Source organism: Streptomyces sp. NBC_00223 (genome assembly GCF_036199905.1).
Classification (GTDB): Bacteria; Actinomycetota; Actinomycetes; order Streptomycetales; family Streptomycetaceae; genus Actinacidiphila.
On record NZ_CP108109.1, the window covers coordinates 7102592 to 7116202 of the forward strand.

Genomic DNA, 13611 nt, shown 5'->3' on the forward strand with positions numbered 1-13611 from the left:
CGGTCCGGCCGCGCTGGACGGGCTGCCGCTCGACGTCCGCGCGGGGGAGGCGCCGGCCGTGCTCGGGCCCTCCGGCAGCGGCAGGTCCACGCTGCTGAACATGATCGCGAGCCGCCCGGACCTGAGCGCCCGGCGGCGGGCGGGCCGCTTGCCGAGGGGCGGCCCGCCCGGCGCGGGTCCGCCCGCCTACGCCGGGGGGAGGTTCACCAGGGGGGCGAGGGCGGCGCGGTGGTGGGCCGGGGTGCCGAGGGCGATCTCGTCCGCCTTCGCCCGCTTCAGATACAGGTGCAGCGGGTGCTCCCACGTCATCCCGATCCCGCCGTGCAGCTGCACCCCCTCCTCCGCCGCCCGCACGGCGACCCCCGCCACGTACGCCTGGGCCACCGCCACCGCGACGCGCGCCTCCGTACCCGCCGCCTCGCCGGAGGCGAGCGCGTCGGCGGCATCCCGCGCGGCCGCCCGCGCGGAGACGACCTCGACCCACACATCGGCCAGCCGGTGCTTGAGCGCCTGGAACGACCCCACCACGCGCCCGAACTGGTGCCGCTCCCCGAGGTAGCGGACCGTCTCGTCGAGGCACCACTGCGCCACCCCGAGCTGTTCTGAGGCCAGCAGCCCGGCCCCCACCAGCAGCGCCCGGTCCAGCGCGGCCACCGCGTCACCCGGCAGCCGTCGGCCGGGACCGGCGAAGGTGACGTCAGCGAGCGGCCGGGTCAGGTCGAGCGACACCACCCGCTCGACCCGGGCATCGGCCGTGGCCACCTCGTAGAGCGCGGGTCCGTCAGGCCCGAGCGCGGGCACCACCAGCACATCGGCGGCGAACGCGTCCGCGACGCTCGTCACGCGCCCGGTCAGCCACCCGTCCGCGTCCGCCCGTACGCCGGCAGAGCCGGTAGAGCCGGAAGAGCCGGCAGAGGCTCCCCCGGGGAACGCGCCGGGCACCGCAGACAGCGGTACGGCCAGCGCCCCCGTGACCGTCCCCGCCGCGAGCCGCCCGAGGAGCGCGGCCACCCCGGCGTCCCCCACATCGCACCCGAGCAGCGCCGACGTGGCCAGCACCGCGCTGCCGAGGAGCGGCACGGGCGCCACCGCCGCGCCCAACTCCTCCAGCACGACGGCCACTTCCCGCGCGGACGCCCCCTGCCCGCCGAGCTTCTCGGGCACGAGCAGCCCGGCCAGGCCGAGTTCGACGGCCAGCGTCCGCCACAGCTCCGGGTCGTACGGCGTGTCGCTCTCCACCCGGCCGAGCACCGCCGACGGCGGGCAGCGGTCGGCGAGTACCGCGCGGACGGCCGCCCGCAGATCGTCCTCCACCTCCGTGTACAGCAGATTCATCGCGGGAGGTCCTTCCAGGCGACGTCCTTGTCGGTACGGGGTTCCGACGGCAGCCCGAGCACCCGTTCGGCCACGATGTTGCGCAGGATCTCCGACGTACCGCCCTCGATCGAGTTGCCCTTCGCCCGCAGATAGCGGTAGCCCGCGTCGCGCCCGTAGAAGTCGACGCTCTCCGGGCGGACCATCGTCCAGTCGCCGTAGCGCAGGCCGTCCTCGCCGAGGAGTTCGACCTCCAGGCCGCTGATCCGCTGGTTGAGCCGGGCGAAGGTCAGTTTCAGACCCGAGCCCTCGGGCCCCGGCGCGCCGACGGCGAGCTGCTGGCGTACGCGCTCGGCGCCGAGCCTGGCCACCTCGGCCTCGACCCACAGGCCCAGCAGCCGGTCGTGCAGCTCGGACGTCCGCAGCTCGGGCCGCGCCCGCCAGGTCGCGGCGACCGGGCCGATCATGCCGCCCTCGCGGGGCGTGACCATGCCGCCGATCGCGACGCGCTCGTTCATCAAGGTGGCCTGCGCGACCCGCCAGCCGTCGCCGACCGCGCCGAGCCGGTGCGCGTCGGGGATACGGACGCCGGTCAGAAAGACCTCGTTGAACTCCGCCTCACCGGTGATCTGCCGCAGCGGCCGCACCTCGACCCCGGGGTCGGTCATGTCGCAGACGAAGTAGGTGATGCCCTGGTGCTTGGGGACGTCCGGGTCGGTACGGGCGATGAGGATCGCCCAGCGGGCGTTGTGGGCGCTGGAGGTCCACACCTTCTGGCCGTCCACGATCCAGTCGCCGCCGCCCCCTCCGCCGCCGTCGCCCTCTCCGCTGCCGCCGCCTTCGCGTACGGCCCTGGTCCGCAGCCCCGCGAGGTCCGAGCCCGCGCCCGGCTCGCTGAACAGCTGGCACCAGACCTCCTCGCCGGTCCACAGCGGGCGCAGAAAGCGGGCCTTCTGCGCCTCCGTGCCGTAACGAAGGATCGTGGGCGCGGCCATGCCGAGGCCGATGCCGATCCGGCGCGGGTCGTTGTCCGGCGCCCCCGCGGCCGCCAACTCCGCGTCCACCACGGCCTGGAGGGCGCGCGGAGCACCGAGGCCGCCGAGCCCTTCGGGGAAGTGCACCCACGCCAGGCCCGCGTCGAAACGGGCCCGCAGGAAGTCCAGCGGATCGCCGCCCGAGGGATCGTGCGCGTCAAGGAGCGCCCGCACCCGGCGGCGCACCTCCTCCGCGCCGGTCCCGTCGTCCCTCGCGGTGGTCCTCGTCATACGCCGCGTCCTCCCCTTGGGGCCCAGGCATCTAAGCGAGCGCTTAGTAACATAACGGAGCCACCCTTGGACACGCCAGCACCCGGCGGGGGATTCCCGGGGGAGCGGCGGCCGGAACCGTACGGCGGACGTGCGAGACCCCGGGCCGTACGGACAGGCCCGACACCACCCCGCGCTGTACGTGAGGAGCCCGGAACCCGCCCGCGCCCGTCGGGCCGGGCGGCTACGCGGACGGCGGTGGCGTGATCACCCGGACGACACCCGCCGGGCCGCGCAGCCCGCCGTTGAAGCGGTGGCACCCCTGGAGCGCGGCGATGCACACGGCCGCCAGCACCGTCACGATCACGAAGACGAAGATCCGCTGCCGCAGCAACCGCCGCCCGGCCGAGGGGCGGCGACCCGCCGAGGAACCGCGCGCGGGCGTACGCCCCCCAGGGTGCGAACCGCCGGTGTGCGAGCTTCCCGTGTGCGAGACCCCGGGGTGCGACCCCCGATCGTGCGAACCCCGGTCGTGCGGCCCCCGCCCGCCCGCGGGCCGCGGCACCGGCGTGCGCGACCCCGTACGTGACCCCGGCGCCGTACGCGCCCCCGACCGTCCGCCCGTGACCGGCCCCGAGGTGCCGGACGCCGGTCCCGGCCGCCGCTCGGTCTGCTGCCGTACGTACTCCTCCGCGCGCCGCCCGGTGGGGCGCTCCGGCCGGGGGCCCGCCGCCTTGGGGATGGCCTCGCGCCTCGGCGCCCCGATGCCGCGCGCCTCGCGGGCCGCGATCTCGGAGAGCCGTTCCGAGAGCTGGACCGTGCTCGGCCGCTCCTCGGGGTCCTTGGCGAGACACGCGTAGACCAGGGGGGCCAGCGCGTCCGGCACGCCCGCGAGATCCGGTTCCTCGTGCACGACCCGGTAGAGCATCACCTCGGAACTGCCCTGTCCGAAGGGCGAGTCCGCGGTCGCCGCATAGGCGAGGGTCGCGCCGAAGGCGAAGACGTCGGTGGCCGGGGTGACCGCGGCCCCCCGCACCTGCTCGGGCGCGAGGAAGCCGGGCGAGCCGACGGCCGTCCCCACGTGGGTGAGCGTGCTGGCGCCGGTCGCCCAGGCGATGCCGAAGTCGATGATGCGCGGACCCTTGGGCGACAGCAGGATGTTCGACGGCTTGAGGTCGCGGTGGACCACCCCGGCCTCGTGCACCGCGACCAGGCCCTCGGCGAGCGCCGCGCCGATCGTGGCGACCTCGGCGGCCGGCAGCACCCCGCGCTCGGCGACCTTGTCGTGCAGTGAGGGACCGGGTACGTACTGCGTGGCGAACCAGGGGCGTTCGGCCTCCAGGTCGGCGGCCACCAGCCGGGCCGTACAGCCACCGCGGATACGGCGGGCCGCGGACACCTCGCGGGCGAACCGGGACCGGAACTCCTGGTCCTCGGCCAGCTCCGGCCTGATCACCTTGAGCGCCACCCGCTGGCCGCGCTTGTCCGCGCCCAGGTAGACCACGCCCATGCCGCCCGCGCCCAGCCGGCGGTGCAGCCGGAACGCGCCGACGACCCGCGGATCCTCGCGCCGGAGCCGCATCATCGCCATGTTCTGTCCGTCCCCTACCTCCGGTGGTGGGGGAGGGCCCCACTCCGCTGCCTGGCCGGTCGGCCGCCCACAGCTTACGGACTCAAGTCCCCGTACGCGCTGAAGGCCCGCAGGCGTCGCACCGCGAATTGTCAGTGCCGGATGGGATTCTGAAGGAGGGTGAGCGGGCCCGGGAACCGGGTCGAAGCCGCCTTTTTCGCCAACGGACCTTCTGCCAAAGGGAAGTGACGCCGTGAAGGGTGATCGTGTGGAGATAGTCGTCGACGCGGGGGACACCACCCGCACCTATGAGGTGATCGCCACCCGAGCCGGCCGCAGGGTGGAGACGGCCGTGCGGCGCGGTGTGGTCGAGGTGAGCGAGGTCACCAGGACCGGCGCGGTGGTCCGTACGGCCCGCTTCATGGCCACCCGGGTGCTCGCGCTGGTGGAGCAGCCCGTCCCCCGGGAGGTCGGACAGGCGGGCTGAGCCCGTACGGCAGGACCGCCCTCCGTACGGTCCGGTGGGCGCCTCTCGGGGATGACCCTCAGAGCCCGGGGGCCGACCTCCACCCAGGGGAGTATCCGGAAGGCGTCGCCGTCATCCTCCGGGAGGCCCGCAAAGGGGTACGAGGGTCTGACGACCGGGATGGCGGCCGCACCTAGTGTTGAGGTCAAGCGGCGGGCGAAGTACTCGTCCCCCGAGGTCAAGCGTCCGCCGCCCCCAAGACCACCGCACCCGGCCGTACGAGAGCAGCAGGGCGTACGGGCGCGGCGCGCACCGGCTTCACCACATACCGGCTTCACCACGCACAAGTTCACAACGAGACCTGACCACAGCAGACTCCGGAGCACGTCATGGCGAACACGCTGATCCGCACCCCGCGTGCCGACAGCCGTACGCCGGGCACCCGGCATCCGCTGGTGGCGGTGGCCATGGCGCTGCCGCTCGCCGCACTGCTCGCCTATTTCTTCGGCGGGGTGGACGCGGTGGTCACTCAAGCGTCGTCCGTGGCCGGCCTGTTGGGGCGCTGACATGAGGCTCCAGGCCCGGAAGAGCGGTCCGGGCCGGGGACAACCCGGTATCACCCCGTGGGGACGGGGGTAAGGCGGACGACTGCGGTTGCCCGGGTATCAGCTGATACCCGGGCATTACGCTTGCCCGGCGCGGGCCTGAGCGGGCGCGGGGGCGTTTGCCCGGGCCGCCGGGCTGCCGGCCGCGGGCGCGTCTCCCGGCCGCCGCTCGCGGGCCGCGCGCCCGGCTTCGGACCCGCCGCTTGGGCCCCGCCCGCGCCGTCGCCGCGCCCCCGCCGACCCCCGCGCCGTCGCTGCCTCCCCGCCCCGCACACGACCGAGGGCCGGAAGCTGATCGCTTCCGGCCCTCGATGTGCTGTGGACGATACTGGGATTGAACCAGTGACCTCTTCCGTGTCAGGGAAGCGCTCTCCCGCTGAGCTAATCGTCCTCGGTGGTGCTGGTGGTACCGATGGTTCCTGTGCCGCGTGCGCGATACTGGGATTGAACCAGTGACCTCTTCCGTGTCAGGGAAGCGCTCTCCCGCTGAGCTAATCGCGCGGGATTCCTGCCAGGGCCCTCACGGGCCCAGTGGACGATACTGGGATTGAACCAGTGACCTCTTCCGTGTCAGGGAAGCGCTCTCCCGCTGAGCTAATCGTCCTTGGAGGTGGAGACGGGATTTGAACCCGTGTAGACGGCTTTGCAGGCCGTTGCCTCGCCTCTCGGCCACTCCACCAACACAGCGGGGGTTCGGGAAGATCCCCCACATCGAGCGGACGACGAGATTCGAACTCGCGACCCTCACCTTGGCAAGGTGATGCTCTACCAACTGAGCCACGTCCGCAGTCGCGCCTCGTAACGTTCCTCACGTTCCTCGGCGACGGGTTGAACTCTAGCGGATTCCCGGGCCAGCTCAAAAACCGGTTTCCGCAGCGTGCCGGGCCAATGACAGGCAGTTGACCGGTGAGCGGCCGCCGAGCCCCGCCGTGGGGCCCCGCCTAGACTCGGCCCCGGCCCTCTCACCTCCACCAGGGAAGCACCGTGCGCGACCTCGCCCCCATGGCCCCCATGGCCCGCTTCGGCCCCCTCGTCGCCTCCGACCTGCGGGATGTCACCGACGATGTCGCCGCACTCGACTCCGAGGGCTTCTGGGCGGTCTGCGCCGACTTCGAGGGCCGTACGGTCTGCGCCCGCTTCGGCCGGCTCCGCCGTACACCGCTCGGGGCCGACGACACCGCCGCCCGCGCGGCCCGCTGGCACGGCCCCGACCCGAGCGCCTGGACCACCTCGATGGACCGGCACGCGTACGAGGCCGGGGTACGGACCATCCGCGCGCGCATCGCGGCCGGCGACGTCTACCAGGTCAACCTCTGCCGGGTGCTGACCGCGCCGCTCCCGGCGGCCACGCGCGAGACCGGACCCGGCGGCGCCGACATCGACGCGCTCGCCGCCGCACTGGCCCTCGGCAACCCCGCCCCCTACGCCGGAACGATCCGCCTGCCCGCGCACGGCGTCGAGGTCGCCACCGCCTCGCCCGAACTCTTCCTGAGCCGCGACGGCGACACCGTCGACTCCGGCCCGATCAAGGGCACCGCCCGCACCGCCGACGGCTTCCTCGACAAGGACCACGCCGAGAACGTGATGATCGTCGACCTCGTGCGCAACGACCTGGGCCGGGTCTGCGCCACCGGTTCGGTCACCGTGCCCGCCCTGTGCGCGGTCGAGCCGCACCCCGGACTGGTCCACCTGGTCTCCACCGTCCGCGGCGAGCTGCGCCCCGGCGCCGGCTGGCCCGCCCTGTTCGACGCCGCCTTCCCGCCCGGCTCGGTCACCGGCGCGCCGAAATCCAGCGCCCTGGCGGTCATCGACGAGCTGGAGACGGCCGCCCGCGGACCGTACTGCGGCGCGGTCGGCTGGGTCGACGCCGACCGGCGGACCGCCGAACTCGCCGTCGGCATAAGGACGTTCTGGATCGACCGGGCCGACCCCGGCCGGCCGCTGCTGCGCTTCGGCACCGGCGCCGGGATCACCTGGGGCTCCGACCCGGCCGGCGAGTGGGCGGAGACCGAGTTGAAGGCCGCGCGGCTGCTGGCTGTAGCGTCGGAAGTGCAGGGCACGAGCCGCCGGGACTCCGGCGGTGCGGATCCGACCGGCGCGGACGCGTACGCGGGCGGCCGGGGGACGAACGGAAGGATGTCGCGGTGAGCATCTGGGTGGACGGCGGACTGCGGGACACCGAGGACGCCACGGTTTCGGTCTTCGACCACGGGCTGACGGTCGGCGACGGTGTCTTCGAGACGCTCAAGACCGTGGACGGCCGGGCCTTCGCGCTCACCCGCCACCTCGCCCGGCTGGGCCGCTCGGCCCGCGGTCTCGGCCTGCCGGACCCGGACCTGGACGAGGTTGCCCGCGCCTGCGAGGCCGTCCTTGCCGCCAACCCGATGCCGTACGGGCGGCTGCGCATCACCTACACCGGCGGTCTGTCGCCGCTCGGCTCCGACCGGGGGAACGCCGGGGCCACCCTGGTCGTCGCCCCGGGGACGGCGACCGTACGGCCGGACACCACCGCGGTCGTCACCGTGCCGTGGACCCGTAACGAGAAGGGCGCGCTCGCCGGGCTCAAGACCACCTCCTACGGCGAGAACGTCGTCGCCCTGGCCCGGGCGCACGAGAGCGGCGCCAGCGAGGCGCTGTTCGCCAACACGCAGGGGCGGCTGTGCGAGGGCACGGGGTCGAATGTCTTCGTGGTCATCGACGGCCGGCTGCTCACCCCGCCGCTGGCCTCCGGCTGCCTGGCGGGCATCACCCGCGAACTCGTCGTGGACTGGGCGGGCGCCCAGGAGGCCGACCTGCCGATGAAGGCGCTGGCCGAGGCCGAGGAGATCTTCCTGACCTCCAGCCTGCGCGACGTCCAGGCCGTGCACCGGGTGGACGGCCGCGAACTGCCCGGAGCGCCGGGCCCGGTCACCGCGAAGGCGCTGCGGATCTTCGCCGAGCGCGCGGCAGCGGACCCGAACCCGTAGGCGCGGCCGTTCTCTGTAGCCCGCCGCCCACAGGAGGGGCGCGGCCGCCGTATCCCGCTGCGGCACCGGACCCGCGCGGCCCGGTGCCGTCACCGCGAGCCGCCCGGTGGGCCACGGAGTCGCCCGCGCGGGCGCCAAAGCGCCAACCGGCCTGCCCCGGACCGCCCTTACGCGGTACAACGGCACATGAGCAGCGCGGTGACGACCCCGGGAGCGCGACCATGACGACGACCCTGCGACCCGACGGACCCGAGCTGCGCGCCGCCGACGGCGGCCGCTCCCGCGCGTACACCGTCTGCGTCAACAGCCGCCCGGTCGGCGGTGTCGAGCTGCGCGTCGACCCGAAGCTGGGCCCGTCCGTCGGCCGGATCGAGGCGCTCGCCGTGCAGGAGCCCGACCGGCGGCGCGGCCGTGGCGCCGTCGCCGCGCTCGCCGCCGAGGAGGTGCTGCGGCTGTGGGGCTGCGCGCGCGTGGAGGCGTCCGTCCCGGCCGAGGCCGAGTACGCCCTGCGGCTCGCGGTCTCCCTCGGCTACCTGGAACGAAACCGCCACATGCTCAAGGACCTGGACGCCGGCCCGCACCCGCTGCCGCCGGGCAGCGTCCTGCGCCCGCTCACCGAGGACGAGTACGAGCCGTGGCGGGCCGAGGAGGCCGAGACGTTCACCGCCCTCCTCGTCGACTGCGGCATCCCCCGTGACGAGGCCGAGGCCCGTCAGGCCACCGCCTTCGCCGACGTGCTCCCCGACGGCCGGGACACCCCCGGCACCGCGCTGCTCGCGCTCGACCACGACGGCGTCACCGTCGGCCGGCTCTGGGTGCGCGTCGGCGACCGGCCGTGGGTGTTCTCGGTCCGGGTCGAGGCGGCCCACCGGGGCCATGGCCACGGCCGCACCCTGATGCTCGGCGCCGAGAACACCTGCCGCGCCGCCGGAGCCACCACCCTCGGCCTGAACGTCCTCACCGCCAACACCCCGGCGCTGCGGCTGTACGAGTCGCTGGGCTATCGGACGACCCTGCGGCACTTCGCCAAGCCGCTGCTCTGAGCGGCCCCGGAGCTCCGCCCGCTCACGCCATGGGGTCTTCCTTCGGCGCCAGCAGCCGGTCGGCGATCTCCTCGATGCGCTCGCGCAGCCCGTCCTGGTTCTTGGAGCCGTCGAGCAGTGTCCCGGCGATGACGTACGTCGGGGTGCCGGTGACCCCGATCGCCCTGCCCTCGGCCTGGTCGGAGTCGACCACCAGCAGATGACGGCCGTCGATGAGCGCGGTGTCCACCTCGTCCGCGTCCAGATCCAGCTCCCTGGCCACCTCCACCAGCACCGGCTGCCCGCGCCGGGCCAGTTCCTCGACCCGGTCGAGCACCGCCTCCGCGTACGGCCAGCCGCTGCCCTGGGCGTACGCCTCCTCGTACGCCTCGGCCGCCGCCAGCGCGTGCTTGTGCTTCTCCAGCGGGAAGTGCCGCAGCTGGATGTCGAGCGCGTCGCCGTACCGCGCGCGCAGCGCCCGCAGGTCGGCGAGGGCGGTCCGGCAGTCCGGGCACTGCAACTCGCACCAGACTTCGAGGACGACGGGGGGAGCGGGGGGAGTCATACGATCATTCTCCCACCTGGGAATCCGCCTCAGGACGTCCCACTCGGGGAGGAGAGACCCCCGACTTCACCCCGATATCCCCCGGAACCAGGCCGGGGACCGTGGCCCCCGCGGCGCGGGCGAGGCACGATGGAGGCACCAGAACCCCGCACGGTCCCGGCAGGACCGCGCGGGGCCGGCCTTCGCCGCAGGAGCCGCAGCATGCTGACCACGACCCTCTGTGCCGCCCTGTCGGCGGCCGGGCTGGCCGTCGCCGTGCTGACCGCCTACCGCCGCCGCTATCTCGCGGCCACCCGGATGGCCGCGCTCGCCCTGCTGCCGGTCGGCCTGGCGATGGCGGGCCTGGTCACCCTCGGCCGCAAGATCGCCACGGCGGTCGGCGACTGGTCGGCCGATCTGATCTTCAAGCCGACGGTGTGGACCGGCTTCGGTGTCCTCGCCTGTTCGGCGCTGCTCTACGGCGTCACCCGGCTCTTCGGCCGCCGCAAGCGGGGCGAGGAGGCTTCGGGCGGCCCGGGCGCGGGCTCGGGTGCGGGCGCTTCGGTCGGGGGCCGGAGCCGGGGCGAAGCGGAAGGCAGGCGGGCCCCGGCCGCGGCGTCCGGCGGGTCCGCCGCGGCGATCACGGCGGGCCGGGGATCGGGGCGGCGCAAGGCGGCCTCCGACAGCGGTCTGTCGGACTTCGCGGACGTCGAGGAGATCTTGAAGCGCCGCGGTATCTGAGCCGCCGCGGCCGCTCGTTCGCGCGGGCCCGAACCGTAAAACCGCCGTTCGCGCAAGTCGGTCCCGGCATCCGAGACATGGGTAAACGCCCTTGTGAAGTCCGCGTGTTGGGCCACGAGCGGTCCCGCGCTGCGCGATCATCGGGCTGTGCTGCCCACCCACGGGGAACGTCTCGCCCCTCCGCGGCCGGACCGTGCCGAACCGCCCGTCTCCGCCCTCGCCGTCATCGGCCCCCCGCGCCGACCACCCGCCGCCGGGCCCGTCGTGGCCCCCGTTTCCTTACCGGCGAAGGCCCCCGTACGGGTCGCCGCGCCCGTACCGGAGGCCCGGCCCGTACCGGAAGCGGAATCTCCGCTGGAGGAGGCCAAGGGGTGTCTGTACGCGCTGTCGCAGCCGCCGCTGATGCTCTTCCTGTGCGTGGTCGGCGGGCTGATCGGTGGGGGAGCGGCGTGGGACCTGCTGTTCGTGTGAGGGGCGGGTCGTGCGGCGCGGCGGTCGTACGGGGCGCCGGTGGTGCGGCGTGGCGGTTGTACGAGGCCGCCGGTCGTGCGGCGCGGTGGTCGTACGGGGGCGCCGGTCGTACGAACGCCGGTTGTGCGGGGCGGTGGTCGTGGAGCACTCGGCTCGGGGACGCTTTGTGTGGCCCCCACCTCGCGTGGCGCGGCCTTCGGGTGGCGAGGCGGGCCCTGAGGGGCCCGCCGGGTCCCGCACAGGCGTTCGCGGGAGCTTCGGCGTACTCCGGCGCTCGCGGGGCGTGTGCGCCGCGCTCAGGCGTTCGCCTCGCGCCTGCGGGCCCGGTACGCCGCCACGTGCAGCCGGTTCCCGCAGGTACGGCTGTCGCAGTAGCGGCGTGAGCGGTTGCGGGAGAGGTCCACGAAGGCGTGCCGGCAGTCCGGGGCGTCGCAGCGGCGCAGCCGTTCGCGCTCGCCCGCGACGATCAGGAAGGCCAGCGCCATGCCGCAGTCGGCGGCGAGGTGGTCGGCCAGCGAGGCCCCTGGCGCGAAGTAGTGCACATGCCAGTCGTAGCCGTCGTGGGCGGTGAGCCGGGGGGTGGTGCCCGCCTCGTTGATCATGGCGTTGAGCATCGTGGCGGCCGCGGTGTCGTCCGTGGCGGCGAAGACCTGCGTGAACCGTTCCCGTACGGCGTGCACGGCGGTCACGTCCTGGGCTTCGAGCCTGCCCACCTCGCTTATCCGGTTGCGCTCCACGAAGCCGCGCAGGGCGGCGACGTCGCCGAGCGACTCGCGGCCGTCGATCTTTGGCTGCGTGTTGACCAGGTCCACCACGCTGTCGAGTGCGCACCTGGTGTCGTGGTTGATGAGCACGGAATCGCTCCTGCCGGCGTGATCTGGCCGCTGCGGTTCCGGTGACTCTAGCGCGCGAGAGCCGCCACCGTGGGGGTGCGGGGTCCACGATGACGGCTCTCGCGCCTGCGGCGTCGGACCGCTTGACGCGGCCCGGCACGGCAGGGTGGGGTCCGGGCAGTCCCCCCGAGTAGGACGGCCGCGGACGACGGGGGAACGGGGCTCAGCTCTCCGCGAGGATGTGCGAGAGCTCCGTGTCCAGATCGAAGTGGCGATGCTCGGTGCCCGGCGGAACCGCGGCGTCCGTCCGCTTCAGGAAGGACTCCAGGGCCCGCGCCGGGGCTTCGAGCAGTGCCTCGCCCTCCGGGGAGCTGAGGGCGATGCACACGACGCCTTGGCCATGACTGCGGGACGGCCAGACTCGTACGTCACCGGTGCCGGTAGGGCGGTGCAGCCCCTCGGCGAGCAGATCGCGGGCGAACACCCATTCGACCGTCTCTTCGGCTCCGGTATGGAAGGTGGCGTGCACGGCATACGGATCGGCCGTGTCGTACCGCAAGCCCGCGGGTACGGGCAGTGAGGATTCGCTCGACACAACGAGGCGCAGGTGCAGCTCGCAGCTGACCGTGGTGTTCATAAGCGCCCAGGCCTTTCGCTCAGTGTGCGCTCGGGGATTCGCACGTCGGCGAAATCGACATGCCACCTGCGGGGACGTTGTAAACACCTCTGAGGGGTTTGTGAGGCTTCTGGTACCTCGTCCGGCCCAGTTCCAGGACCGGTTCGGCGGCCATTTCGGTGACATCTCCGAAGTCGGCAAGTTTGGGCCGAAAACTACGGACGGTGATCACCTCCTCACCTCGCCGCGCCTCGGCGGGGATGGTCGGCGGCCCCGCGCGGGTGCGGTAAAGTTGTCGGCGCACCGGGGCGATTAGCTCAGCGGGAGAGCACTTCGTTCACACCGAAGGGGTCACTGGTTCGATCCCAGTATCGCCCACCCATGGTTCGACCTATGGACCCGTTGCATTCCAGTGGCCGCCCACCAGGGCGGCCACTGGCGTTTCCGGGGCCCGTCGCGGGCGGCGTGCGTCAGACGGAGAGCCCCTGGGCGGCGGCCTCCGCGTCAAGGTCGACGACGCGGTAGTCGGTGAGGCGCATGATGAGCTGGCTGGCCTGCAACCAGCGCGTGCGGCCGTCGTCCAGGGCGAGTGTGGCGACGCCGAGGGCCTGGGGCTGGTACGGGCCGGGGACGTACAGGGCGCCGTACACCCCTGACAGGTGGAAGCGCCGGGCGCGGACGGCGGTGTAGTGGTCGCGCAGGTGCGGGCAGAGCCGCACGGCGCGTACGGCGCAGGTCAGGCAGACGGGCGGGTGCGGCGACTCGACCGGGGCGGGCCAGGGCTCGCGTTCGTACTCGGCCCGGCCCATGAGCCACAGCACCCCGTCACGGCTCTCGTCGGCCGGCCCGCCGCACACCTGACACAGCACCCGCCGCATCGCCCGCCGCTGACGAAGGGTGTGCACCGCCCCGTACTCGGGCCTGCCCTTCCCCGGACTCACACCGAATCGACGCCACAGAATTCCGAACCGGTCGCGGTCGAGGGGGTGCTCATCGGCATAGGCGAGACGGCCGCGGTGAGCGACGAGCGTGGCGGACTGTTCCTTTTCGGATTCCGCGGACCACGCGGTGATGTAGGGCACGACACCGCGCAGAGGGAACGTGCCGAGGGGGCGGGAAGGGGCGGCGCTGGGCAGGGCCATAGGGCGGACTCCTTGGCGGGTACCGTTTGCTGGGAATTCCAGCCTTGTCGCCCGAACGGCCCCGTACAATGTGTGAC

The 13611-nt window shown here is 73.7% G+C and carries 14 protein-coding genes and 6 tRNA genes; 8 read left to right on the forward strand and 12 right to left on the reverse strand.

The annotated features are described in order from the left end of the window. Window positions 1–186: 186 nt before the first annotated feature. The 3 genes from OHA30_RS30295 to OHA30_RS30305 all read right to left on the reverse strand — a co-directional run bounded on the left by OHA30_RS30295 (window position 187) and on the right by OHA30_RS30305 (window position 4149). Window positions 187–1335: an acyl-CoA dehydrogenase family protein gene (locus OHA30_RS30295; protein ID WP_328917059.1), complete on the reverse strand. Its 1149-nt coding sequence runs from the start codon at window positions 1333–1335 to the stop codon at window positions 187–189. Next, entirely contained in the window at window positions 1332–2579 is a 1248-nt protein-coding gene (locus OHA30_RS30300; protein ID WP_328917060.1) for an acyl-CoA dehydrogenase family protein, read from the reverse strand. The genes OHA30_RS30295 and OHA30_RS30300 overlap by 4 nt, the downstream gene beginning before the upstream one ends. A 223-nt stretch (window positions 2580–2802) precedes the next feature. After that, complete coding sequence (locus OHA30_RS30305; RefSeq protein ID WP_328917061.1) at window positions 2803–4149, reverse strand: protein kinase domain-containing protein; 1347 nt, start codon at window positions 4147–4149, stop codon at window positions 2803–2805. 232 nt (window positions 4150–4381) lie between these two features. Here OHA30_RS30305 and OHA30_RS30310 point away from each other — a divergent pair, with 232 nt between their 5' ends. Continuing rightward, window positions 4382–4615, forward strand: a complete 234-nt coding sequence (locus tag OHA30_RS30310; RefSeq protein WP_328917062.1) for a hypothetical protein — start codon at window positions 4382–4384, stop codon at window positions 4613–4615. A 368-nt stretch (window positions 4616–4983) separates the two neighbouring features. Beyond that, complete coding sequence (locus OHA30_RS30315; protein ID WP_328917063.1) at window positions 4984–5160, forward strand: hypothetical protein; 177 nt, start codon at window positions 4984–4986, stop codon at window positions 5158–5160. Between the two features lie 358 nt (window positions 5161–5518). Here the strand turns inward: OHA30_RS30315 and OHA30_RS30320 are convergent. From OHA30_RS30320 to OHA30_RS30340, 5 genes are all read right to left on the reverse strand, one after another. Beyond that, a tRNA-Val gene (locus OHA30_RS30320) sits at window positions 5519–5590 on the reverse strand. A 38-nt stretch (window positions 5591–5628) separates the two neighbouring features. Next, window positions 5629–5700: transfer RNA gene (locus OHA30_RS30325), tRNA-Val, on the reverse strand. Window positions 5701–5731: 31 nt separating this feature from the next. Next, window positions 5732–5803 (reverse strand) — tRNA-Val (locus OHA30_RS30330). A gap of 1 nt (window position 5804) precedes the next feature. Continuing rightward, a tRNA-Cys gene (locus OHA30_RS30335) sits at window positions 5805–5878 on the reverse strand. 35 nt (window positions 5879–5913) lie between these two features. Further along, window positions 5914–5986, reverse strand: a tRNA-Gly gene (locus tag OHA30_RS30340). A gap of 215 nt (window positions 5987–6201) precedes the next feature. Here OHA30_RS30340 and OHA30_RS30345 point away from each other — a divergent pair. The 3 genes from OHA30_RS30345 (at window position 6202) to OHA30_RS30355 (ending at window position 9208) form a co-directional block, all read left to right on the forward strand. Next, window positions 6202–7347, forward strand: coding sequence for a chorismate-binding protein (locus OHA30_RS30345; protein WP_405786031.1), 1146 nt, complete (start codon window positions 6202–6204; stop codon window positions 7345–7347). Then, the gene (locus OHA30_RS30350) at window positions 7344–8165 is read left to right on the forward strand and encodes an aminotransferase class IV (protein ID WP_328917064.1); all 822 of its coding nucleotides are present in this window, start codon (window positions 7344–7346) and stop codon (window positions 8163–8165) included. The genes OHA30_RS30345 and OHA30_RS30350 overlap by 4 nt, the downstream gene beginning before the upstream one ends. A 221-nt stretch (window positions 8166–8386) precedes the next feature. Next, window positions 8387–9208, forward strand: a complete 822-nt coding sequence (locus OHA30_RS30355; protein WP_328917065.1) for a GNAT family N-acetyltransferase — start codon at window positions 8387–8389, stop codon at window positions 9206–9208. Between the two features lie 22 nt (window positions 9209–9230). Here the strand turns inward: OHA30_RS30355 and OHA30_RS30360 are convergent, their stop codons facing one another. Continuing rightward, window positions 9231–9752, reverse strand: a complete 522-nt coding sequence (locus OHA30_RS30360; protein WP_328917066.1) for a DsbA family protein — start codon at window positions 9750–9752, stop codon at window positions 9231–9233. Between the two features lie 201 nt (window positions 9753–9953). Here OHA30_RS30360 and OHA30_RS30365 point away from each other — a divergent pair, with 201 nt between their 5' ends. Beyond that, window positions 9954–10472 carry a hypothetical protein gene (locus OHA30_RS30365; protein ID WP_328917067.1) on the forward strand — a complete coding sequence of 173 codons (519 nt, stop codon included), beginning with the start codon at window positions 9954–9956 and terminating at the stop codon, window positions 10470–10472. 147 nt (window positions 10473–10619) lie between these two features. Beyond that, complete coding sequence (locus tag OHA30_RS30370; RefSeq protein ID WP_328917068.1) at window positions 10620–10943, forward strand: hypothetical protein; 324 nt, start codon at window positions 10620–10622, stop codon at window positions 10941–10943. A gap of 296 nt (window positions 10944–11239) precedes the next feature. On the opposite strand, the gene OHA30_RS30375 is transcribed toward OHA30_RS30370, so the two are convergent. Both OHA30_RS30375 and OHA30_RS30380 read right to left on the reverse strand, forming a co-directional pair. Next, window positions 11240–11797 carry a CGNR zinc finger domain-containing protein gene (locus OHA30_RS30375; RefSeq protein ID WP_328917069.1) on the reverse strand — a complete coding sequence of 186 codons (558 nt, stop codon included), beginning with the start codon at window positions 11795–11797 and terminating at the stop codon, window positions 11240–11242. A 202-nt stretch (window positions 11798–11999) separates the two neighbouring features. Beyond that, window positions 12000–12413 (reverse strand): SsgA family sporulation/cell division regulator, encoded by a 414-nt coding sequence (locus tag OHA30_RS30380; RefSeq protein WP_003959770.1) that lies wholly within the window; start codon window positions 12411–12413, stop codon window positions 12000–12002. A gap of 285 nt (window positions 12414–12698) precedes the next feature. Between OHA30_RS30380 and OHA30_RS30385 the strand changes: the two genes are divergently transcribed. Continuing rightward, a tRNA-Val gene (locus OHA30_RS30385) sits at window positions 12699–12770 on the forward strand. Window positions 12771–12862: 92 nt separating this feature from the next. Here the strand turns inward: OHA30_RS30385 and OHA30_RS30390 are convergent. After that, window positions 12863–13534: a hypothetical protein gene (locus OHA30_RS30390; RefSeq protein WP_328917070.1), complete on the reverse strand. Its 672-nt coding sequence runs from the start codon at window positions 13532–13534 to the stop codon at window positions 12863–12865. Window positions 13535–13611: the final 77 nt, after the last annotated feature.

Coding starts and splice junctions, on each gene's coding strand:
- OHA30_RS30295 (WP_328917059.1), bottom strand. CDS start 1,335: ATGAATCTGCTGTACACGGAGGTGGAGGACGATCTGCGGGCGGCCGTC.
- OHA30_RS30300 (WP_328917060.1), bottom strand. CDS start 2,579: ATGACGAGGACCACCGCGAGGGACGACGGGACCGGCGCGGAGGAGGTG.
- OHA30_RS30305 (WP_328917061.1), bottom strand. CDS start 4,149: ATGGCGATGATGCGGCTCCGGCGCGAGGATCCGCGGGTCGTCGGCGCG.
- OHA30_RS30315 (WP_328917063.1), top strand. CDS start 4,984: ATGGCGAACACGCTGATCCGCACCCCGCGTGCCGACAGCCGTACGCCG.
- OHA30_RS30345 (WP_405786031.1), top strand. CDS start 6,202: ATGGCCCCCATGGCCCGCTTCGGCCCCCTCGTCGCCTCCGACCTGCGG.
- OHA30_RS30355 (WP_328917065.1), top strand. CDS start 8,387: ATGACGACGACCCTGCGACCCGACGGACCCGAGCTGCGCGCCGCCGAC.
- OHA30_RS30360 (WP_328917066.1), bottom strand. CDS start 9,752: ATGACTCCCCCCGCTCCCCCCGTCGTCCTCGAAGTCTGGTGCGAGTTG.
- OHA30_RS30365 (WP_328917067.1), top strand. CDS start 9,954: ATGCTGACCACGACCCTCTGTGCCGCCCTGTCGGCGGCCGGGCTGGCC.
- OHA30_RS30380 (WP_003959770.1), bottom strand. CDS start 12,413: ATGAACACCACGGTCAGCTGCGAGCTGCACCTGCGCCTCGTTGTGTCG.
- OHA30_RS30390 (WP_328917070.1), bottom strand. CDS start 13,534: ATGGCCCTGCCCAGCGCCGCCCCTTCCCGCCCCCTCGGCACGTTCCCT.